This window comes from Salinispora fenicalii (genome assembly GCF_000514815.1).
GTDB classification, from domain to species: domain Bacteria; phylum Actinomycetota; class Actinomycetes; order Mycobacteriales; family Micromonosporaceae; genus Micromonospora; species Micromonospora fenicalii.
Genome location: NZ_KI911472.1, coordinates 331,242 through 352,130, shown reverse-complemented (window position 1 = coordinate 352,130; position 20,889 = coordinate 331,242). Strand labels below are relative to the sequence as shown.

At 70.7% G+C, this 20,889-nt stretch carries 20 protein-coding genes; 4 read left to right on the top strand and 16 right to left on the bottom strand.

The window, feature by feature from the left end; translation table 11 throughout:
• Nucleotides 1-312: 312 nt before the first annotated feature.
• Genes B116_RS0122585 through kdd form a run of 6 tightly spaced genes read right to left on the bottom strand, consistent with a single transcriptional unit; the run spans nt 313 to nt 6,997 of the window.
• Nucleotides 313-1,644 (bottom strand): glutamate mutase L, encoded by a 1,332-nt coding sequence (locus tag B116_RS0122585; RefSeq protein ID WP_027661399.1) that lies wholly within the window; start codon nt 1,642-1,644, stop codon nt 313-315.
• Nucleotides 1,641-2,033 carry a 3-aminobutyryl-CoA ammonia lyase gene (kal, locus tag B116_RS0122580; protein WP_027661398.1) on the bottom strand — a complete coding sequence of 131 codons (393 nt, stop codon included), beginning with the start codon at nt 2,031-2,033 and terminating at the stop codon, nt 1,641-1,643. The genes B116_RS0122585 and kal overlap by 4 nt, the downstream gene beginning before the upstream one ends.
• Complete coding sequence (gene kamE, locus B116_RS0122575; protein WP_027661397.1) at nt 2,030-2,812, bottom strand: lysine 5,6-aminomutase subunit beta; 783 nt, start codon at nt 2,810-2,812, stop codon at nt 2,030-2,032. Before kamE ends, kal begins: the two co-directional genes overlap by 4 nt.
• Complete coding sequence (kamD, locus tag B116_RS0122570) at nt 2,809-4,371, bottom strand: lysine 5,6-aminomutase subunit alpha (protein WP_018723009.1); 1,563 nt, start codon at nt 4,369-4,371, stop codon at nt 2,809-2,811. The genes kamE and kamD overlap by 4 nt, the downstream gene beginning before the upstream one ends.
• Nucleotides 4,368-5,933, bottom strand: coding sequence for an amidohydrolase (locus tag B116_RS0122565; RefSeq protein ID WP_027661396.1), 1,566 nt, complete (start codon nt 5,931-5,933; stop codon nt 4,368-4,370). Before B116_RS0122565 ends, kamD begins: the two co-directional genes overlap by 4 nt.
• 5 nt (nt 5,934-5,938) lie before the next feature.
• On the bottom strand, nt 5,939-6,997 hold the full coding sequence (kdd, locus tag B116_RS0122560; protein WP_027661395.1) for an L-erythro-3,5-diaminohexanoate dehydrogenase: 1,059 nt from the start codon (nt 6,995-6,997) through the stop codon (nt 5,939-5,941).
• Between the two features lie 150 nt (nt 6,998-7,147).
• Here kdd and B116_RS0122555 point away from each other — a divergent pair, with 150 nt between their 5' ends.
• Nucleotides 7,148-8,551: a KamA family radical SAM protein gene (locus tag B116_RS0122555; RefSeq protein WP_027661394.1), complete on the top strand. Its 1,404-nt coding sequence runs from the start codon at nt 7,148-7,150 to the stop codon at nt 8,549-8,551.
• Between the two features lie 130 nt (nt 8,552-8,681).
• Here B116_RS0122555 and B116_RS0122550 read toward each other — a convergent pair whose 3' ends face one another.
• On the bottom strand, nt 8,682-8,879 hold the full coding sequence (locus tag B116_RS0122550) for a CsbD family protein (RefSeq protein ID WP_018723013.1): 198 nt from the start codon (nt 8,877-8,879) through the stop codon (nt 8,682-8,684).
• 154 nt (nt 8,880-9,033) lie between these two features.
• On the opposite strand from B116_RS0122550, the gene B116_RS0122545 reads away from it, so the two are divergent.
• The gene (locus B116_RS0122545) at nt 9,034-9,645 is read left to right on the top strand and encodes a histidine phosphatase family protein (RefSeq protein WP_018723014.1); all 612 of its coding nucleotides are present in this window, start codon (nt 9,034-9,036) and stop codon (nt 9,643-9,645) included.
• Here B116_RS0122545 and B116_RS0122540 read toward each other — a convergent pair.
• Together B116_RS0122540 and B116_RS0122535 are read right to left on the bottom strand one after the other, a co-directional pair.
• Nucleotides 9,575-10,081, bottom strand: coding sequence for an Lrp/AsnC family transcriptional regulator (locus B116_RS0122540; protein ID WP_018723015.1), 507 nt, complete (start codon nt 10,079-10,081; stop codon nt 9,575-9,577). The genes B116_RS0122545 and B116_RS0122540 overlap by 71 nt on opposite strands.
• Nucleotides 10,082-10,161: 80 nt before the next feature.
• On the bottom strand, nt 10,162-11,304 hold the full coding sequence (locus tag B116_RS0122535) for an acyl-CoA dehydrogenase family protein (protein ID WP_026321860.1): 1,143 nt from the start codon (nt 11,302-11,304) through the stop codon (nt 10,162-10,164).
• A 169-nt stretch (nt 11,305-11,473) separates the two neighbouring features.
• Between B116_RS0122535 and B116_RS0122530 the strand changes: the two genes are divergently transcribed.
• A complete protein-coding gene (locus tag B116_RS0122530; protein ID WP_018723017.1) occupies nt 11,474-12,391 on the top strand; it encodes a 5'-3' exonuclease in 918 nt (305 codons plus the stop codon).
• 64 nt (nt 12,392-12,455) lie between these two features.
• Here the strand turns inward: B116_RS0122530 and B116_RS0122525 are convergent, their stop codons facing one another.
• Complete coding sequence (locus B116_RS0122525) at nt 12,456-15,224, bottom strand: DEAD/DEAH box helicase (protein WP_027661393.1); 2,769 nt, start codon at nt 15,222-15,224, stop codon at nt 12,456-12,458.
• Nucleotides 15,225-15,311: 87 nt separating this feature from the next.
• Here B116_RS0122525 and B116_RS0122520 point away from each other — a divergent pair, with 87 nt between their 5' ends.
• Complete coding sequence (locus B116_RS0122520; protein WP_027661392.1) at nt 15,312-16,073, top strand: HAD family hydrolase; 762 nt, start codon at nt 15,312-15,314, stop codon at nt 16,071-16,073.
• Between the two features lie 80 nt (nt 16,074-16,153).
• Here B116_RS0122520 and B116_RS0122515 read toward each other — a convergent pair whose 3' ends face one another.
• The 6 genes from B116_RS0122515 to B116_RS0122490 all read right to left on the bottom strand — a co-directional run bounded on the left by B116_RS0122515 (nt 16,154) and on the right by B116_RS0122490 (nt 20,864).
• Entirely contained in the window at nt 16,154-17,074 is a 921-nt protein-coding gene (locus tag B116_RS0122515; RefSeq protein ID WP_027661391.1) for a diacylglycerol kinase family protein, read from the bottom strand.
• A 69-nt stretch (nt 17,075-17,143) separates the two neighbouring features.
• Complete coding sequence (gene tatC, locus B116_RS0122510; RefSeq protein WP_027661390.1) at nt 17,144-18,094, bottom strand: twin-arginine translocase subunit TatC; 951 nt, start codon at nt 18,092-18,094, stop codon at nt 17,144-17,146.
• 18 nt (nt 18,095-18,112) lie between these two features.
• Complete coding sequence (tatA, locus tag B116_RS0122505) at nt 18,113-18,418, bottom strand: Sec-independent protein translocase subunit TatA (RefSeq protein ID WP_018723022.1); 306 nt, start codon at nt 18,416-18,418, stop codon at nt 18,113-18,115.
• 184 nt (nt 18,419-18,602) lie between these two features.
• A complete protein-coding gene (locus B116_RS0122500; protein ID WP_018723023.1) occupies nt 18,603-18,851 on the bottom strand; it encodes a hypothetical protein in 249 nt (82 codons plus the stop codon).
• Between the two features lie 10 nt (nt 18,852-18,861).
• Nucleotides 18,862-19,875 (bottom strand): helix-turn-helix transcriptional regulator, encoded by a 1,014-nt coding sequence (locus tag B116_RS0122495; RefSeq protein WP_027661389.1) that lies wholly within the window; start codon nt 19,873-19,875, stop codon nt 18,862-18,864.
• Complete coding sequence (locus B116_RS0122490; protein ID WP_018723025.1) at nt 19,872-20,864, bottom strand: helix-turn-helix transcriptional regulator; 993 nt, start codon at nt 20,862-20,864, stop codon at nt 19,872-19,874. Before B116_RS0122490 ends, B116_RS0122495 begins: the two co-directional genes overlap by 4 nt.
• Nucleotides 20,865-20,889: the final 25 nt, after the last annotated feature.

The window sequence follows — 20,889 nt, the reverse complement described above, 5'->3', positions numbered from 1 at the left end:
CCGTTGTCTACTGGCCGTGCCTCTCACCCTGCCCGTACACCGGTAACCGCGGCCGGTCCGCGCCGCCCCGCCGACCCCCGCCCGCTGGACCTGGCCGCCGCGACCACACACTCGTGTCGCTCGGCCAGCGGACGAAGGGACGAAGCGAACAACAGCCGCTTCCCGTAGTAGGACTCAAAGACGGTACGTGCTCCCCCCGGGGCGCTGTCAACCCGGCCCCGACGAGTCGTCACCACGACCCGGGCGTGTCGCGCCACCGGCACCCGACCAGCCCACACCGAGCCGCCCGCAAACCGGGCAAAAAGGACATGCCTAGCCCTCGCGCAACCGGTCCATGAGAGCGCGCGCCGCGACCGGTTGCTCGGCGCCGAGCAACCCGGCGGCGGCCAGCACATAGTCCACATCAACCACCGGCCGGGCGGCACGCGGCAACGGCCACCCACCGGCGTAGTCGGCCAACACCCCCGCGAGAACCGCCGCGGCATCCGCCGGCGCGGCGTGCCGCAGCACCCCACCCGAGCCGACCAGCAGCCGGACATCCCGCAGATCCCGTCCCGCACGTTCACCGGTGGCCGCCCCGCGGGCGTGCCGCCGCAACGCCACCGTGGCCGCCAAGGCCGCCAACCGTGCGTCCGTGGCCCGCTCGGCCCCACCCACCGGAAGGTACGCCGGGTCGTCCGCACGCCGCCGCGCCGCCGCCAACATCTCGGCGTCGGCCCCGTCGAGCAGCCGTTCCTCCACCGCTGCCCGCACCACACCCGGGGCGCTCCACCGGACCCCCAGATCCCCCTCGACGGTGCGGGCCCGCCACAGGCTCCCCGCCACCTCCCGGCCCGGCCCGCTCTCCCGCTCATCCGGCGTCAGCACCGAATACACGTCGGTGGTCGCCCCACCAACATCCACCACCGCCAGGTCGCCGCCGAGCGTATCCGCGAGCAACTCCACGCCGGTCAACACCGCATCCGGGGTTGCCGCCCGCACCAGCCGCGGGAACCGCGGCCCCCATGACAGCCGCTTGCCGCCGATCACATGCCGCAAGAACACCTCGCGGATCGCCGCCCGCGCCCCAGCCGGCGCCAACGCCCCGATCTGGGGCAGCACATTCTCCGCCGCGGTCACTGGCACCCGCGCCGACGTCAGCATCGATACCAGGTCGTCGCGGACCTGCGCGTTACCGGCGAGGACCACCGGAACCCGCCAGCGGGCCCGCGCCAGCCGGGTCGCGTTGTGCGTCAACGTCTCCACGTCACCGCCGTCCGTCCCGCCGACCAGCAGCAGCACATCCGGGCGGGCCGCCCGCAGCGCCGCCAGATCCGCCGCGCCAAGCCGCCCCGCGGCCACATGCACCACGTTCGCCCCCGCCGACAGCCCCACCCGACGACCCGCCTGCGCGGTCACCAACTGTTCGTAGCCGACCACCGCCAACCGCAGCCCGCCCCCAGCAGACGAGCACACATACCACGGGGCGTCCCCCACCGGCAGTCCGTCGGTCGCCGCCGCTACCGCCGCGTCCAACCCCCGCAACACGTCACTGCCCACCGTGGTCGGCACCGCCGCCGTCGTGACCAGACCCGCGCCGTCGAGATCGACCACCGCCACCTTCGTGTACGTGGAGCCGACATCCGCGCAGATCGCGACGTTCACGCCACCGGCGGCACGACCACCGTGCCCGTCGCGGTGACCGCCACGATCGGCGGATCACACACCTGCGCCGCGGACTCCCCCCGATCCGGACGGCCCCGACACACCACCACGCAGCTCAACTCCAACGTGCGGCTGCGCGTACCCACCCTGGTGACCCGACCGGTCACCTCCACCACGTCACCGGCGCGCACCGGCGCCACGAACTGCACGTCCGAATAGCCGGCGAACAACCCCTCGTCCCCGTCGGTACGGATACAGACTTCCGTGGCGACATCCCCGAACAAGCCCAACGCGTACGCCCCATCAACCAGGCTCCCCGCGTAGTGCGCATGCGAGTACGGCACATACCGCCGGTGCGCCACCGTCACCCCGACCCTCGGGTCGCTCATCCCGTCGCCGCCTTCCGGCTTGTGATCAACGTATGGACCAGGTAGGAGGCCACCTCACCCGGAGTGGTACCACGGCCGAAGATCCGGTCCACCCCCAACTCGGCGGTCATCGCCTCGTCGAAACGCGGCCCGCCCACAATCAGCAACGGCCGCTTCCCCGCCGGCCACGCCTCCCGAAACGCCGCCGACATCTCCCGCGTGTTGTGCAGATGCGCATCCCGCTGCGTGACCACCTGCGACACCAACACCGCATCCGCCCGCTCCGCTCGAGCCGCCGCCACCAAATCCGGCACACTCACCTGCGCACCCAGATTGCTGACCCGCAACTCCCGGTAGTACTCCAGCCCCTTCTCCCCAGCGACGCCCTTGACGTTGAGAATCGCGTCAATCCCCACGGTGTGTGCGTCGGTGCCGATGCACGCCCCCACCACCGACAGCTTCCGCCGCAGCTGCCGCTTGACCACCGCGTTGACTTCCTTCGCCGACAGCAACGGGAAGTCCCGCTCCACCACCCGCACCGCTGCGGTGTCCACCAGATGGTTCACCCGCCCGTACACCACGAAGAAGGTGAACCCGTCCCCCATCGGCCGGGCATGCACCAGCATCGCCGGGTCGATGCCCATTTTCCCCGCCAGCTGAATCGCCGCACCCTCAGCTCGTTTGTCATGCGGCAGCGGCAACGTGAACGACACCTGCACCATGCCGTCACCAGTAGTGTCCCCGTACGGCCGCACGATCTGCTTCTCCGGCACGACCGCCTGCTCCGGCACGACCGTCACGACCCCGCCCCTTCCAGGATCTCCACCGCCGGGTTGTAGTAGTCGCCCTCGTGCCGTGCCACCCCGTCCAACCCCTTACCCCGGTCCGCCGGCCGCTTCATGATCCCGAACGTGCCCTCGCCAATCGCCGTCAGCAACGACTGCTCCCCGATCCGGTCCAACAACTCCACCGCGGAACCCAACACCTGGTGTGCCCGCTGCTGAATGAACCCGCCCGACGCCGGCACGAAATCCTCGTGCAGCCCACCCGCGGCACCCAATACATACCGGACGTTCTGCAACGCGATATCCCGATCCGACAGCCACGGCGTCACCACTGCCTCGGTCATCATCCCCACCAGCAGAATCCCCTGCCCGGTCAGCGCCCCCACCAGGTTGAAGAAGCCGTCGAGCAGGTTGCCCCGAAACACATCCCCGGTCATGTGCTTCGTCGGTGGCATCCACTTCAACGGCGCATCCGGAAACAACTCCCGCACCAACAGCGCGTGCGCCAGCTCCAACCGCAACGACTCCGGCACATCCGGGTTGATCTCAAACGCGTGCCCCAACCCCAACTGCCAGTCCGCCAACCCCGCCTCATGCGCGAAGTACTCGTTGAGTAGCTGCGACACCGTCACCGTGTGCGCCTCGTCCACCGCATCGGCAGTCGTCAGGTAGTTATCCTCACCGGTATTGATGATGATCCCTGCCCGGGCGTGCACCTGCCGGGAGAACCGCTGATCGACAAAGGTACGGATCGGATTGATATCCCGAAACAAGATGCCGTACATCGAATCGTTCAACATCATGTCAAGTCGTTCGAGGCCCGCCAACGTCGCCATCTCCGGCATGCACAGCCCCGACGCGTAATTCGTCAACCGCACATACCGGCCCAACTCCCGCGACGACTCGTCCAACGCCGCCCGCATCAGCCGGAAATTCTCCTGCGTCGCATACGTACCGGCGAAACCCTCCCGAGTCGCCCCCTCCGGCACATAGTCCAACAACGACTGCCCCGTCGACCGGATCACCGCGATCGCATCCGCCCCCGCCCGGGCCGCCGCCTGCGCCTGCGGAATGTCCTCGTAAATATCCCCCGTCGCCACGATCAGATAGATCCACGGCCGCCGCGGCGGATCCCCGAACCGCCGCACCAACCGCTCCCGCTCAGCCCGCCGCCGATCGATACGACGCACCCCCGCCGCGACCGCCCGCCGCGCCGTCCGCCGCGCCGCCGTCGCCGCCCGCCCCGCCGGAACCTCAAACCGCACCGACCCGGCCGCCGCCTTCTGCGCCAACAACGTCACATCCGCCAGCTGCTCCCGCGCCAACGCATCGAAGACCGGAGCAGCCACCCCATGCCCCAAGCCCACATCCGCGGCCACCGCATCCACCAACCGGTTCACCCACGGAATCCCATCTGGATCCGCCCCCTGCACCCCAGCCAGCCGCAGCACTGCCCGCTCCACCGACACCGTCGTATGGCTACGCGCCAACTCCACCACCGGCGCCCCAGCCCGAGCCGCCAACTCCCGCGCTCGCGCCACCAACACCGGATCCAGATCGAGCTTCCCGGTCACAATCCGCCCTCCCCATAGATCACCGAACCACGCAGCACCGTACGTCGACACACCGGCAACGGCGTCGGGTCCAGCACTCCCCGCGCCTCCGGATCCTCCGCCTGCAACACCGGCAGCCCCCGCTCCACCCCCGCCGGGGTATCCCACACCGCGAACGTCGCCGGCGCCCCCAACGCCAACACCCCGTCACCATCCCGCCGCACCGCACGCCACCCACCCCGCGAATGCGCCGCGAAAGCCGCCCGCACACTCATCCGTTGCGCCGGATTGTGATGCGCCACCGCCGCCCGCACCGACCCCCACGGATCCACCGGAGTCACCGGCGAATCCGACCCAAACGCCAACGACACCCCCACCGAATGCATCGCCCCCAACGGATTAGCTGCCAACGACCGATCCAGCCCCAACCGCGACTCATACATCCGACCCGCGCCACCCCACAACCGGTCAAACGCCGGCTGCACCGACGCCACCACGCCAAACTCCACAAACCGGGCAATCATCCGCTTGTCCACGAGCTCCGCATGCTCCACCCGATGCCGAGCCGCCCGCACCCGATCCGTGCCCAGCCTCGCCGCCACCGCCGAGAACCCCTCCAACACCGTGGCGATCGCCGCATCCCCAATCGCGTGAAAACCGCCCTGCACCCCGAACGTCGCACACCCCAGCAGGTGATCCCGTACCTGCTCCGCCGACAGGTACCCGTGCCCGCACCCACCCTCATCCACATACGGCACCGTCAGCTCAGCCGTCCGCGCCCCCAACGCCCCATCAGCGAAGACATCCCCACCAGCACCCACCGCCCCCAACTCCCGAGCCCGCTGCGCACCACCCAACTCACCCCAATACCCGTACACCTCCGGCACCCCCGCCCCGGAGATCCCCAACAACCTCGTGAAGTCCTCCTCACCGGAAATCTCCGGCCCACCACACTCATGCACCGCCGCGACCCCCAACGCCGCCGCATGCGCCAACGCCGCCCGCTGCGCCGCTGCCCGCTGCGCCCGACCAACCGAACCAAAAGCCGCTGTCCGCACCGCATGATGCGCATCCCGCCGCAACCACCCCGACTCATCAAAGCCAGCCGCGGTAACCACCCCCGGGCACGCAGCCAACAGCGCCGTCGACACCAACGCCGAATGCATCGACGCCTGCGACAGATACACCCGCCGCCCCGCCGCCGCCCGACCCAACTCCTGCCCATCCGGTGGCACCGGCACCGGCCAGGTCGACTCGTCCCAGCCATGCCCCAGCACCACACCATCAGGCGGCAACCCCTCAGCGAACGCCGCCACCGCCGCCAACAACTCCCGCCCCGACCGCACACCCGACACGTCCAGCCCCGACAGCCCCAACCCGGTGTCGGTCGCATGCACATGCGCGTCCACGAACGCCGGCGTCACCAGCGCCCCATCCAGATCCACCACCTGATCGGCAACCGGCGCATCCGCATCCGCCCCCAACCAGGCAATCCGCCCATCAGAGACCAACAAGGCAGTCGCACCCGGATCAGCGGGACAATGCAGCACACCACCGCGGTACAGCGTCGAGGGGTTCGTCATAGCACTCAGTCTGCCGCCAGCCGCGCCTCGAAGAGGCGACGCACCCCCGGCTCAGCCCGCAACAGCTCCAACGCGAACTCCGCGTGCCCCGGCGTGAACCCGTTACCGACCAGCATCGTCACATCCGCCGCCAGGCCCTCCGCACCCAACGCCGCCGCCGCGAAACTCGTCGCCATCGAGAAGAACACCACCGTGCCACCGTCAGCCGTGGCCAACACCGCCCCATGCTCACAGCCCGGCACATCCACGCACACCACCGTCACATCCGCCGGCACCCCCAGCGCCGACGTCACCGCCGTCGACAACGCCACCGGATCCCGCGCATCGGCCACCACCACCGCATCCGTCACCCGGGACGCCGCCAGCGCGTCCCGCTCCCCCGCCACCGGCACCACCCCGACCGTCCGCGCCGCGCCCGCCCGCCGCGCCGCAGCCAGCGACAGCGACCCGCTCTTGCCCGCACCGCCGATAACCGCGACGCTGACCGGCCGGGCGTCCCCCTCCCGCGCCCGGTCGGCCACATACCGCTCCACCACCCGCGCGGTCAACGCCGGAGCCCCACAGACATCCAGCGCGGCGAGGGACAACTCCGGATGCAGATCCGCCGGCAGTACCGCCGCGATGGAGCGGGCGAACAGGATCGCATGACCATCACACGGGACCTGCTCGCTGCGCCCGTCCCACCGGGCCAACCCATCCGCGACGGCCAACGGCGTCAACGTGAGCGACACCAGAGTCGCCACCCGGTCGCCCACCCGCAGCCCTAGCGGCGACCGCCGACCAGCCTCCTCAACCGTGCCGATCAACATGCCGCCCGAACCGGTCACCGGGTTCTGCATCTTCCCCCGCGCGGCGATAGTCTCCAGCACCTCAGCGCGGATCCGCGCGCCGTCCCCACCGTGCTTCTCCCGCAGCTGTCGGAAGCTCGCCGCGTCCAGGTTCAACCGCTCCACCCGGATCCGTACCTCGTTCGGTGCAATCTCCGGGCTCGCATCCAGCCGCCAGGCCGCCTGCGGTAGCACCCCCGCGGGCTCCAGAACGCGGTGCAAACCCACCGGTGATATCACGCCGACCTCCCCTGACCAGCCGCCTGAAGCCCGGACCATGACTCGCATGACGGGAAGACTTCCGGCAGACTAATTACTTCACCGGATAATTTCCAGTACCCTACGGTGCTAATGATCATCTGTACCACCACCCTCAAGGAGGGGGCCGTGACCCAGACCCACCCCGCGGAAGCCATCTCCGCAGCCCACCCTGCACCGGCCGCCCCCACCACGGGCCAGCCCTACGAATACCGACGGGCCCCCCTCGTCGAACCTGACTGGACCCGCTTCCCCGGCTGGCGCCACATCAGCCGCGACCAGTGGGAGTCCGCCCAGTGGCAACGCACCAACTGCATCAAGAACATAAAGCAACTCCGGGCCGTCCTCGGCGACCTCGTCGGCGAGACCTTCTACGCCGACCTGGAAGCCGACCAGAAGAATCTGGCCACCATGTCCATGCTGGTACCGCCCCAGATGCTCAACACCATGGTGCCCTTCGAGGCGATGACCACCGACGCCCTCTACGCCGACCCGATCCGGCGCTACATGATCCCCGTCGCCTCCGACCGACGCACTGACTGGCCTTCACACCCATACGCCAGCCGCGACTCCCTGCACGAACACGACATGTGGGTCGCCGAGGGTCTCACCCACCGCTACCCCACGAAGGTCCTCGCCGAACTACTCTCCACCTGCCCGCAATACTGCGGGCACTGCACCCGGATGGACCTGGTCGGCAACTCCACCCCCACCATCGACAAACTCAAACTCACCCTGAAACCCGTCGACCGCTACGACGCCCACATCACCTACCTCCGGGCCCACCCCGGCGTCCGCGACGTCGTCGTCTCCGGCGGTGACGTGGCCAACGTGCCATGGAAGAACCTCGAGTCGTACCTGATGCGCCTGCTCGACATCGAGACCGTGCGCGACATCCGGCTCGCCACCAAGGCCCTGATGGGCCTGCCCCAGCACTGGCTCCGGGCCGATGTCGTCGAAGGCCTCGAGCGGGTCGCCCGCACCGCCGCCCGCCGTGGCGTCAACCTCGCGATCCACACCCACGTCAACCACGCCCAGTCCCTCACTCCGCTGGTCGCCAAGGCCGCCCAGACCGCTCTAAACGTCGGGGTTCGAGACGTCCGCAACCAGGGCGTGCTCATGCGCGGCGTCAACGCCACCACACCCGACCTACTTGATCTCTGCTTCGCGTTGCAGGGCGAAGCCGGCATCCTGCCGTACTACTTCTACCTGTGCGACATGATCCCCAACGCCGAGCATTGGCGGGTCCCCGTCGGGCACGCCCAACAGCTCCAACACGACATCATGGGCTACCTGCCCGGCTACGCCACCCCGCGCATCGTCTGCGACGTTCCCTTCGTCGGCAAGCGCTGGGTGCACATGCTCACCGAATACGACCGGGAACGCGGCATCTCGTACTGGACCAAGAACTACCGCACGTCCATCGAGTCCGCCGACCTGGAGGCGCTGAACAAGCGGTACGCGTACTACGACCCGATCGACACCCTGCCCGAGACCGGTCAAGCCTGGTGGGCGGCGCACCGCGACGACTAGTCCCACCTCGATCCGCCGTCCGTGACCACGACTCGTCGGCGGCACCACGCTCCGAGATCTGGCCGTAGCCGGCACCGACAACGGGCCCGGAAGAAAGATGCTTCCGGGCCCGTCGGGTCAAGCGGTCACGTCACCGCACCCCAGTTCGATCCAACTCACGATCCGATTGCTCAGCGCGTTCCTCCCTGGCCTGGCGAGCGCGGGCGTCACCCCGCTGCCGGACTCCTTCGACCCGCAGCCGCTCGTCGCCGCAGACATCGCCCACCCGCTCCTTGGCGGCGCCGGTCAGCTCGTCCACCAGGTTTTTCGTCTTGGTGGCGAAGCCCATCTCCGCTCTCCCCTCGTGGCGTCTCGGCCATCGATATCGGGTTTCCCGTGGTGCTGGGGACTATTCGTTTGGGTTCGTACGGTGCGGCACATCGCGTAGTACATCCTAGGATGCTAGCCAGGAAGATTGGCACCACCAGTGATTGACTAAGCACATGGGTGAGCTCCTCTTGATCAGACACGGCGAGACCACGTGGAGCGCCCGTCGGCAACACACCTCTTACACCGACCTCGCGCTGACGCCCGACGGCGAACGGCAAGCCCGCGCACTCGGCCCGATGCTCACCGGCCGGCGCTTCGCCGCGGTCCTGACCAGCCCCTGCACCCGCGCGGTGCGGACCGCGCAGCTCGCCGGCCTTACCCCGACCGGGACGGACAACGACCTTGCCGAGTGGAACTACGGCGAAATCGAAGGCCGCACTACCGCCGAAGTCCACGAAGAAGATCCCGACTGGAACCTCTGGACCGACGGCTGCCCCGGCGGCGAGTCTCCCGGCCAGATCGGCGAGCGGCTCGACCGACTCCTCACCCGGCTGCGGCCCGTCCTCGACCACGGAACCGTCGCCGTGGTCGGGCACGCGCACAGTCTCCGGGTGCTCACTGCCCGGTGGCTCGGCCTACCGCCCTCCGCCGGAGCGCTGTTCCGACTGGAAACCGCGACCGTCAGCGTGCTCGGCCACGAACACGGCCGGCAGGTCATCCGTCGGTGGAACCAGCCGGCTCCCCCGGCCCCCGCGGCCGCAACCGCCCAGACACCCCGGCACTGATCTTCGGCGGCCGGCTCTCGTACGGCGTTGACAACACCACGGTGGTCCGCGTGGTCACACTCGCTGCCATCCGAATCTCCTGCAGCACCCGCTCCAGGTCGGTCGGCCCGGCCACCCGCAGCAACAGCAGGTAGAAGTCCTCCCCCGCGACCGAGTAGCACGAGTCAATCTCCGGTAGGTGGGACAGCCGCTCCGGCGCGTCGTCCGGCTGCGAAGGGTCAAACGGCCGAATCGCCACAAACGCCGTCAGCGGCAGATCCAGCGCCTCGAAGGACACCCGGGCCGCGTACCCGCCGATGACCCCGCGCTGCTCCAGCCGACGGACCCGCTGGTGCACCGCGGAGACCGACAATCCCACCCGCTCCGCGAGGTCGGTATAGGACAGCCGGCCGTCCACGGCCAGCTCCGCGACGATGGCCCGGTCGATCTCCTCCACGGCGAGCAACCTACCGGGAAAAGGCCCGCCACGCGACGCTGGGTCGCCAGAAAGCGGCTCGGCCGCAGGCCCGCCCCTCGTCAGCCCTTCGCCAGCGCGCGGGAGATCACCAGACGCTGGATCTGGTTGGTCCCCTCAACGATCTGGAGCACCTTCGCTTCGCGCATGTACCGCTCAACCGGGTGATCAGCGACGTAGCCCGCGCCGCCCAGCACCTGTACCGCGTCGGTGGTCACCCGCATCGCCACATCGGTAGCGAACAGCTTCGCCTTCGCCGCCTCGATCGAGTACGGCCGGCCGGCGTCTCGCAGCCGCGCCGCCGCCAGCATCAGCGCCCGAGCCGCCGAAATCTGGGTGGCGGCATCGGCGAGCAGGAATCCCAGCCCCTGGAAGTCGACAATCGCCCGGCCGAACTGCTGCCGTTCCCGGGCGTAGCCGACCGCGTAGTCCAGCGCCGCCTGGGCCAGGCCCACCGCGCAGGCCGCGATCCCCAGCCGGCCCGAGTCCAGCGCGGACATCGCGATACCGAAGCCCTGGCCTTCCTCGCCGATCAGCCGGTCCGCCGGCACCCGCGTCCCGTCGAAGACGACCTGCGCCACCGGGGAAGCGTGCAGCCCCATCGTGCGCTCCGGCAGCTGCGGCTCGATCCCGGGCAGGTCCCGGTCCGCGAGCAGGCAGGAGATGCCCGACGCTCCCGCACCCCCGGTACGGCAGAAAATGTTGTAGAAGTTTGCCACGTGGGCGTGCGTGATCCACGCCTTCGTGCCGGAGACGACGTAGTCCTCACCGTCCAGGACGGCCCGGGTGGTCAGACTGGCGGCATCCGAACCGCCCTGCGGCTCGGAGAGACAGTACGCGCCCAGCAGCTCCCCACCGATCAGCTCGGGCAGCAGCTTCCGCTGCTGCGCCGTGCCGTACGCGGCGAGCGGGAAGCAGGACAGGGTGTGGACGCTGACGGCCTCGGCGACCGCGAGCCAGCGGCTGGCCAGGATCTCCAACACCTGCAGGTACACCTCGTACGGCTGGCCGGCGCCGCCGTACTCCTCCGCGTACGGCAGGCCGAGCAGGCCCGACCGGCCCAGGGTGCGCAGCACCTCCCGGGGGAACTCGGCGCGCTCCTCGTGGTCGGCGGCCTTCGGCGCGAGCTCCCGGTCGGCGAGTTCGGTGGCCAGGTCCAGCAGGTCGTGGGCCTCGTCGGTGGGGAGGATCCGGTCGACAGTCATGGGTTTGATGAGCTCCATGGGGGTGGGGTTGAGCCGTCGCACCTACCAGCTTAACGGTCGTTCGGCTCGCCTCGCCGCCGCGGCACCGAAACGCGCAGCGGAGACCATCGGCCGGTCCCCGCTGCCAGCCTCCACGCCGATGTCGGTGCGATGTGCCAGGCTGTCGCGCATGCCAGCCCCGCTCATGCTCGTGGACGCGCCCAGCCTCTACTTCCGGGCATACTTCGGCATTCCAGAGTCCGCCGCCGTCGGTCCCGAGGGTCAACCGGTCAACGCCGTCCGCGGCTTCCTCGACATGTTGGCGAGCCTGATCCGCACCCGCCGACCGAGCCGGATGGTGTGCGCGATGGACCACGACTGGCGACCCGAGTGGCGGGTGGCTCTCCTGCCCTCGTACAAGGCGCACCGGGTGGCACCGGAGGGAGGTGAGGTGGTCCCCGACACGCTGAGTCCGCAGGTCCCGGTGATCCTCGACGTGCTCGACGCGGTCGGCATCACCACCGTCGGCGCCACCGGCTACGAGGCCGACGACGTGCTCGGCACCCTTTCGGTCACCCAGCCGGGCCCGGTCGAGGTGGTCTCCGGTGACCGCGACCTGTTCCAGCTAGTCGATGACGCACGCCGGGTGCGGCTGCTCTATATCGGGCGGGGGGTGGCGAAGCTGGCAGACTGCGACGACGCTGCGGTCCAGGCCCGATACGGGGTTCCCGCCGCCCGCTACGCCGACTTCGCCGCGCTGCGCGGTGACCCCAGCGACGGCCTGCCGGGGGTGCCCGGCGTCGGTGAGAAGACCGCGGCCCGGCTCGTTGCCCGACACGGCGACATCGCCGGTGTGCTCGCCGCCCTGGACGATCCGGACGCCGGTTTCGCGCCGGGGCTACGGGCGAAACTCGTCGCCGCGCGGGACTACCTGGCCGTCGCCCCGGCGGTGGTCCGGGTCGCCCTCGATGTGCCGCTGCCCGCCCTGCCCACCGACCTGCCGGCCGCACCGGCCGACCCCGATCGGCTGCTCGACCTCGCCGAGCGGTGGAACCTCGCCGGCGCCGTCCGGCGCCTGGTTGACGCCCTGGCGATCCCCGCCGACTGACCGCCGCCCAGCGGCACAGCGCGCGGCGTTGGAGACGCGGCGTTGCCGGACGAGATGTATGTCGTCAGGCGGTGGCCTGATAAGAGAGCACCCCGCGGTTCACCGCGGCGATGGCCTGCCGCGCGGTGCTGCGCAACTCGGCCGAGGCGCCGCCGGATTCGGCCAGCTGGCCGAGCAGGTCCACCACCTGCCGGGCCCAGCGGACGAAGTCGCCGGCCGGCATCTCGCCGTCGATGTGGCCGCTGACGAGGACCTTCGCGAGTGGCTCCCCACGGGCCCAGCGGTAGACCGGCCAGGCGAAGCCGAGATCCGGCTCCCGGGTCACGGTCAGGCCCTGTGCCGCCTCGTCGGCCTCGATCTCCCCCCACAGCTTCAACGTCTCGTCAACCGCTGTCGCCACCGCGCCCCGCGGCAGCGACGCGCGCTCGTCAACGTCCCGGCGGGCCTCAAAGACCACCACCGACACCGCCGCCGCCAACTCGGCCGGGCTGAGCCCACTCCACACGCCACGACGCAGGCACTCGGCGACCAGCAGGTCCGCCTCCGTCCAGATCCGGCTCAACATCCGACCGGCGTCGGTGACGCCCCCGTCTGGGGCCAGATAGCCGCGGGCCGTCAACAGCGCCACGATCCGGTCGAAGGTGCGGGCCAGGGAACCGGTCCGGCCGGTCACCCGCTGCCGCAGCTCCTCGGTGTCCTTCTCCAGCCGGCGACGACGCTCCGCCCAGCGGGCGTGCTCCTCCCGTTCCGGGCAGGCGTGGCACGGGTGACGGCGCAGCTCGGCGCGGAGCTGCACGAGCCGGTCGTCCTCCCCGCCGCCGCGCCGCGGCCGGCCACCCCGCCGACTGCCGTGCCGGTTCAATCCGGTGCCACTGACCGCAGCGGCCAGGTCCCGGCGCGCGGCCGGGGAGCGGTGGTTGAAATGTTTGGGCACCCGAATCCGGGTGAGTACCTCCGCCGGTGTGGTGAAGTCACCCGGGCCCACCCGGCCCGCCCAGCGGTCCTGAGTCAGCACCAACGGACGGGGCTCCCCGAAGCCAGCAGCCGCCGGGTCCAGCACCACCGCAAGGCCAGCTCGCCGACCTGACGGCACCCGGATCACGTCGCCGACCCGCAGCCGCTCCAGCGAGACGATCGCCGCCGCCTTTCGCTGGCTCTGCCCCTGCCGGGCCAGCTCCCGCTCCCGGTCGGCGATCGCCACCCGGATCGCGAAGTAGGCGTCGAAGTCACCGTGCTGGCAGGCCGCCTCCGCGCCGTACGCCTGGACGGTCTCGGTGTTGCGCTGGACCTGCCGCGCCAGCCCGACCACCGACCGGTCCGCCTGGAACTGCGCGAACGAGGACTCCAGCAACGCCCGGGCCGGTTCCGCGCCCACGCTGCCGACCAGGTTCACCGCCATGTTGTACGACGGCCGGAAACTCGACCGCAGCGGGTACGTACGGGTGGATGCCAGGCCGGCCACGTGCCGCGGGTCGGTCTCCGGAGACCAGACCACCACGGCGTGCCCCTCCACGTCGATACCGCGTCGGCCAGCCCGGCCGGTGAGCTGCGTGTACTCGCCGGGCGTCAAATCCACGTGCGCCTCGCCGTTGTACTTGACCAGGCGTTCCAACACCACGCAGCGGGCCGGCATGTTGATGCCCAGCGCGAGGGTCTCGGTGGCGAACACCGCCTTCACCAGCCCCCGGACGAACAGCTCCTCGACGACCTCCTTGAACGCCGGCAGCATCCCGGCGTGGTGTGCGGCGAGGCCGCGCTCCAACCCGTCCAGCCAGTCCCAGTAGCCGAGCACCGACAGGTCCTCGCCAGGGATCGTGGTGATCCGGCTCTCCACCACCCGACGGATCTCGGCCCGCTCCTCCGGGCTGGTAAGCCGGAGCCCAGCGGCGAGACACTGCTGCACCGCCGCGTCGCAGCCGGCACGGCTGAAGATAAACAGGATCGCCGGCAGCAGCCCCTCCCGGTCGAGCCGGTCAACGATGTCCGGGCGCATCGGCCCCCGCCAGCGCGGCCCACGCCGACCCCCCGGGCCGCCACCGCGCCCCTCCCCCAACTCGAGGCGGCGCAGCGTGTCCCGGGTGTAGCGCAGCAACTCCGGATGCACATCGTGCTTACGCGCGGCGTCGGCGTCGTGGAACAGGTCGAACATCCGTCGCCCAACCAGCATGTGTTGCCACAACGGCACCGGCCGGTGCTCGCTGACCACGACCTCGGTCTCGCCGCGCACGGTGACCAGCCAGTCGGCGAACTCCTCCGCGTTGGACACCGTCGCCGACAGCGACACCAGCGTGACCGAGGCGGGCAGGTGGATGATCACCTCCTCCCACACACCGCCACGGAACCGGTCGGCGAGGTAGTGCACCTCATCCATCACCACGTACGCCAGCCCCTGCAGCGTCGCCGAGCCGGCGTAGAGCATGTTGCGCAGTACCTCGGTGGTCATCACCACCACCGGCGCATCACCGTTGATCGCGTTGTCACCGGTGAGCAACCCGACCTGGTCGGCGCCGTGCCGGTCAACAAGATCGTGGTACTTCTGATTTGACAACGCCTTGATCGGGGTGGTGTAGAAGCACTTGCGGCGCCCCGCGTCCGCCGAGGTCCCACCCCGCAACGCCAGGTGGACGGCGAACTCGCCGACGACCGTCTTACCGGCGCCGGTGGGGGCGCAGACCAGGACCCCGCTGCCGCGCTCCAACGCCTGGCACGCCTCCCGCTGGAAGTCGTCAAGGTCGACACCGAGGTCGAGGGCGAACTCGTCCAACGCCGGGGACAGGGGGACCTGTGCGGCCCGGCGGCGTGCCGCGGCGTACCGCTCGGCGGGGCTCGACATGGGACCAAGATTAGTGTGTGTCGCGCCGGCACGCCCCACGAGGCCGTCCCGTCCGGGGCCGTCCGGGGAGTCGGTAGGGTGCACGGCGTGCCGGACCGTACCGAACCCGCCCAGACAACCGCCCCGGGTCGTGCCACAGCCCCGACGGCATCCCGGCGGCCCGTGGAAGCGGTGCTCTTCGACTTCCACGGCACGCTCGCGCAGGTGGAGGAGGCCACCGCCTGGGTAACCGCGGCAGCCGCTGCCTGCGGAACCACCCTGGACCGGATCCGCGCCACCGCACTCGCCGACCGGCTACTCACCGCCGGCCGGGCCGGGGGGCCGTTACCCCAACGGGTCCCGCCCGCGCTGGCCGAGCTCTGGGCCGACCGGGACCTGTACCCACATGCGCACCGCGGCGCGTACACGGGACTCGCGGCGACGGTCGATGCCGGGATCGATGGGCTCGCCGACGCGCTCTACGAGCGGTTGCTGGTGCCCCAGGGGTGGGTGCCGTACCCGGATACCGCCCCCACCCTGTCCGCGCTGCGCGCCGCCGGGGTACGGGTGGGTGTGGTCAGCAACATCGGCTTCGACATCCGGCCGCTCTTTGCCGCCTGGGGGCTCGCCGACCTGGTAGACGGGTACGTGCTGTCGTACGAGGTGGGGCGCTGCAAGCCCGACCCGGGCATCTTCCTACACGCCTGCGGGACGCTGGCCGTTGACCCGGAACGGGTACTCATGGTCGGGGACACCCCCGCCGATGCGGGCGCGGTGGCGGCCGGCTGCGCGGTGCTGGTGCTCCCGCCCGGCGAGGCGGGTCGACCAAACGGGCTCGGCGCGGTGCTGGACCTGGCCGTGCCACGCTAGCCGGGCTCAACGCGGTGCGGGACCTGGCCGTGCTGCGCTAACCGGGCACGGTGCCGGACCTTGGGCCGGCTGACCGGCGATCAGCGCAGCAGCCGTACCGCCGCCGGGGCCGCGGTGATCGTCACCGGCAGTTCAGCCACCCGCTCCCCGTCGGCGTAACCGGTGATGCCCGCGGCGGACACCTCCACCGTCCGCGCCCGAAAACTGCGCACTAGCGGGTGCTCAACGTGCGTCCCCGGATAGATATGGGGCTTGATCCGCAACAGCGTACGCCGGTTGAACCGCCCGCCGACCACGACGTCGAGCAGCCCATCGGTCGGATCGGCGGCAGGGCAGATCCGCATCCCACCGCCGTAGCGGGCGCAGTTGCCGACCGCCACCAGCACGGCGTCCAACTCGTGGGTCACCCCGTCCAGGCGCAACGTGTAACGGCGGGGCCGCAGCCGGGCCAGCTCCACCAGGATCGCCAGGTCGTAGCGGCGCGGGCCCCGGGGCCACCGCATCTGGTTGGCCCGCTCGTTAATGATCGCATCGATGCCGGCGGCGAGCACCGCCCCGTACCACCGCTGCGTGCCGTCCGCCGCAGTGGTACGGGCTAGGTCGATCGGATGGGAGCGCCCGTGCCGCAGCGCAGCGGCGATCGCGTCGGCCGCGGCGAGAGGATCGGCCGGGAACCCGGTGTCACCGGCGAAGTCGTTCCCGGTCCCCGCCGGCACCACCGCGAACGGCACTGGAGTGCCCGCCACCGCCTGTAGCGCCAGGTGCGCGGTCCCGTCACCACCGACCGCGACCAGCGCTACCGCGCCGTCGGCCACCGCCGCGCGACAGGCCGCCTGGGCCTGCGCCGGAGTGTGTGCGGCAAGCACCCGCACCGGATGGCCGCCAGCCGCCAGCCGGTGCACCACAGTGGGGAGCATCCCGCGATGCCGCCCCCGGCCGGCGCTTGGATTGACCAGGACGGCGACCGGACGACCGGCACCAGCAAAATCGACTGCGGTCACGGCGTGCACCGTACCGGGACGGGACCCGGGCCCGCACCCCCACCCGGCATGCGGGCAGGGGCACCCGCGTCAGGTCATGTCGTCGTAGCGGCGCTCGATCGGTGTGGGCTTGGCGACCGGCTCCGGCTCCGCGATCGACTCCGGCGCTCCAACCGGGGCACTCGCCTCGACCGGGTCACTCCCCTCCGCCAGCGGTGACGCCTCGTCGTCGGCGAGGCCGGCGTAGATCTCCTTGCCGCGGCCCCGACGCTTGTCGTTGAGGAACGCGACACCAACGGCCGCGAAGTAGAGGGCACACAGGCACAAGGCCAACGCGGTCATACCGAACGGGTCGGGCGTGGGCGTGACCACCGCCGCGAAGGCGAAGAACACGAAGACGGCCACCCGCCACCAGCCCAGCAACCGCTTCGCGCTGGCAACGCCGACGAAGTTGAGCATCAACACGATCAGCGGGAACTCGAACGCCACCCCGAACAGCAGAATCAGGTTGGTAACGAACGAGATGTACCGGGTGATGTCGAGGGTGGTATTGATCTCGGGGCCGGAGACCTGCAGCAGGAACTCCAGGCCCTTGGCGGTCACGAAGTACGCCAGCACCGCGCCAGCGGCGAACAGCGGCGCCGCGAGCGAGGTAAAGGCGTACGCGTAGCGCCGCTCGTGCTTGTGCAGGCCGGGGGCGATGAAGGCCCACAGCTGATACAGCCAGACCGGCGCGGCGAGGATCAGCCCCACCCACAGACCGATCTTGAGGTTGAGCAGGAACAGGTCAGCGGGACCGAGCTGCACGAAGTCGCAGGCGCCGTCGGTGGTCTGCGCCTGGGGCAGCTCGCAGTAGGGCCGCTGCAAGACGCCGCGCACCGGCCCGGCGAGCCAGAGGCCGACGCCGAAGCCGATCAGGATCGCCAGCGACGCCTTGAACAGCCGGTTGCGCAGCTCGCGGACGTGCTCGACCAGCGTCATCGAGCCTTCCGAGGCCCGTTGGAAACTGCTCGGGCCGCGTTTACGCAGGGCGAAGGCCACGGTGGTGGGGCCCCTCGATCAGTTGTCGCGGGTGCGCTGCACCGGGTCAACGACCGGCTGCTGCTGCGGCGGGGCCGGGTAGGTCGGCTGCTGGGGGTACGGCTGCCCCTGCTGAACCTGCGGCGGCAACGGCTGGTAGCCAGTCTGGGCGTCGGCCTTCTCGGCCAGGTCACGGTCGTCGTCGTGCAGGCTCTTCGTCTCGGCCTTGATGATCCGCAACGAACGGCCCAGCGAGCGGGCCGCGTCGGGGAGCCGCTTCGCGCCAAAGAGCAGGATCAGCACGACCACGAGTACGGCGATGTGCCACGGCCTTAGGGCACCCATGGAAAGCTCCGGTCTCTCGGTGTCGGGCAGGTGGTGTCGCAGCCATCGTACGTGCGTCCTGCGGCCTTGCCACCCGCTGGGCGGTACAGGACCGTTCCGGCTCGATGAAGTCTAGGCCAACCGCGGATGTCCTCGGCCGCCCGCTTCGCCTCCGACCCGGGCCACCAGGGGCGGATGGCGATTGCTACCCGCCGCGGCGGGATCGGACCGCGGCGACCTGCCGCTGGGTGGCCGCCAGCTGTTCCTGCAGCCCTTCGGCCCGCGCCTGCAGCGCCGCCGCGGTCGTCTGGAGCGCTGCGGCCTCACCTGCCTGCCGTTGCAACACCACCGCCGCCCGCCGCAGCCGATGCAGCCGGGTCAACACCGGCCGCAGGGCCAGCCCGAGCAGCACGAACGGGAGCACCACCAGCGCGACCACGATCCACACCACCACGGCGCCCAGCCTACTGGCCCCGCCTCGGCGCCGCCGGGTCGGCCACTGCGTCCGGCGGTGGCGTGGCGTAAGCCTCGAGGGCGGCGGTCGCCGCGGCATGCACCTGGGCGGCCAGTTCCGCCGGCGCCACCACGGTGACCTCCGGGCCCAGGCCCAACACGAAGCGGCGGGCCCAGCCCAGGTCGGTGACCCGGAGCGAGACCAACCACTCGCCATCGCCTTGTTCGACCCGCTCACACGGGTAGTACTCGGTGATCCACCGCTCGCTCCGACCGATTCGCAGGGTGACCAGCGGCAGATCCGCCGTAGGCCGGAACACACCGCCGGTGAGATCGTGCGGCACCGCCTGCGGCGGTACCTGCGCCGGCTCGTCCAACCGGGTCACCGCGTCGATCCGGTCGACCCGGAACATCCGCATTCCCTCCGCCCGGCGGCACCAGGCCTCCACATACGCCCGGCCGCCGATGATGAGCATTCGCAGCGGATCAACGGTCCGCTCGATCGTCTCGTCCCGGGCCACCGAGTAGTAGGTGATCCGCAACGCCCGGCCGCTCTCTACCGCCGCCCGCAGCTCTGCCACCCGGGGGTTGTCCGCCGGCAGCCGGACCGCGACCGGGGCACCCAACCGGTCACCCGCGGCACTTTCGATCTTGACCAGGGCCCGCTCCACCGCTTCCCGGTTGGCCACCCCCGGTGTCTCCGCCAGCATGCGCAGCGCCACGACCAGCGCGAGGGCCTCGTCGGGAGTCAGTCGCAACGGCCGATCAATGCCGGCGTCGTAGGTGATCGTCACCCGGTCGCCGTCGAAGGCCATGTCGATCAGGTCCCCCGGGCCGTAGCCCGGCAACCCACATACCCAGAGCAGCTCCAGATCCTCCCGCAGCTGCCGCTCGGTAACCCCCAGGTCATCCGCCGCCTCGGCGATCTCGATACCGGGCCGGGCCAGCAGGAAGGGCACCAGGTTGAGTAGCCGGGCCAACCGGTCCGCAGAGGTACGGGACCCGGGCCGAACAGACCGGCTCACCGGGCACCCCCGATCCCGATGTCGTGGCGCGCTGCGGTCTCCTTGAGCCGTTGAATGACTGCCTCCCGTACCTCCGGTGGGTCGAGCACCCGCACGTCCGGGCCATATCCGACGAGCTGACCGGCGAGCGCCTCCGGGTCCGCGTAGGGCAAGACGAGTTGATCACCGGTGGGACCCGAGGTCGTCTCCACCGCCCACCGGCGCAACCCGGCAGCCCGGTTGGGCGCGACGAGCACCCGGGCGCGGCCGGTGCGCTCCACTGGACCGGACGAGCGAGCGACATAGCTGATCAGGTCCACCTCGGCCGGCGGCTCGTACGCCCCCGACGGGCCAACCGTCCGAACCGCCCCCACCATGCGGGAGAGGCGGAAGCAGCGGGCCGCGGCCCGATCCAGGTCGTGCCCCACCACGTACCACCGACCCCGCCAGCAGACCACCCCCCACGGCTGCAGTCGGCGGGCAGACGGCTCGTCCCGGTCCGGGACCCGGTAGTCGAAGGCCACCTCGCGGCGGTCCCGGGCCGCGGCGGTCAGCGGCGCGAAGGCCGGGTCGACGGTCACCATCGGCTCCAGCCCGAGCGTGGCCTGTGGGTCCACGTCGACACCGGCCGCGCGCAGCTTCGCCAACCCGGATGAAGCGGCGGCGGCCAAACCAGCGTGCTGCCACAGCCGGGCGGCGATGCCGACCGCCGCGGCCTCATCCGGCTCGAGCGGGATCTCGGGCAGCGCATACTGCCGGCGGGCGATGCGATAGCCCGGCTCGATGTCGAAGGCGCTGGCCGTCCCGGTCTCCAGCGGGACGCCGAGCTCGCGCAGCTCAGCCTTGTCTCGCTCAAACTTGCGTTGGAACGCCTCGTGGTCCCGCACGTCGTGTGGATCATGCTCGTAACCGGGCACGGTCGCGGCGATCTGCACGGCGGTCAGGAACCGTCGCGTGGACAGGAGGCAGATCACCAGATTGACCAGGCGTTCGGTACGGTTCCGCGACACGGTACGACGCTAGCAGCCAATGCCG

Bases quoted from the DNA above. Each gene is read 5' to 3' on its own strand.
- B116_RS0122535 (WP_026321860.1), bottom strand. From the start codon at position 11,304: ATGACTGTCGACCGGATCCTCCCCACCGACGAGGCCCACGACCTGCTG.
- kal (WP_027661398.1), bottom strand. From the start codon at position 2,033: ATGAGCGACCCGAGGGTCGGGGTGACGGTGGCGCACCGGCGGTATGTG.
- tatA (WP_018723022.1), bottom strand. From the start codon at position 18,418: ATGGGTGCCCTAAGGCCGTGGCACATCGCCGTACTCGTGGTCGTGCTG.
- B116_RS0122525 (WP_027661393.1), bottom strand. From the start codon at position 15,224: ATGTCGAGCCCCGCCGAGCGGTACGCCGCGGCACGCCGCCGGGCCGCA.
- B116_RS0122545 (WP_018723014.1), top strand. From the start codon at position 9,034: ATGGGTGAGCTCCTCTTGATCAGACACGGCGAGACCACGTGGAGCGCC.
- B116_RS0122565 (WP_027661396.1), bottom strand. From the start codon at position 5,933: ATGACGAACCCCTCGACGCTGTACCGCGGTGGTGTGCTGCATTGTCCC.
- B116_RS0122530 (WP_018723017.1), top strand. From the start codon at position 11,474: ATGCCAGCCCCGCTCATGCTCGTGGACGCGCCCAGCCTCTACTTCCGG.
- B116_RS0122550 (WP_018723013.1), bottom strand. From the start codon at position 8,879: ATGGGCTTCGCCACCAAGACGAAAAACCTGGTGGACGAGCTGACCGGC.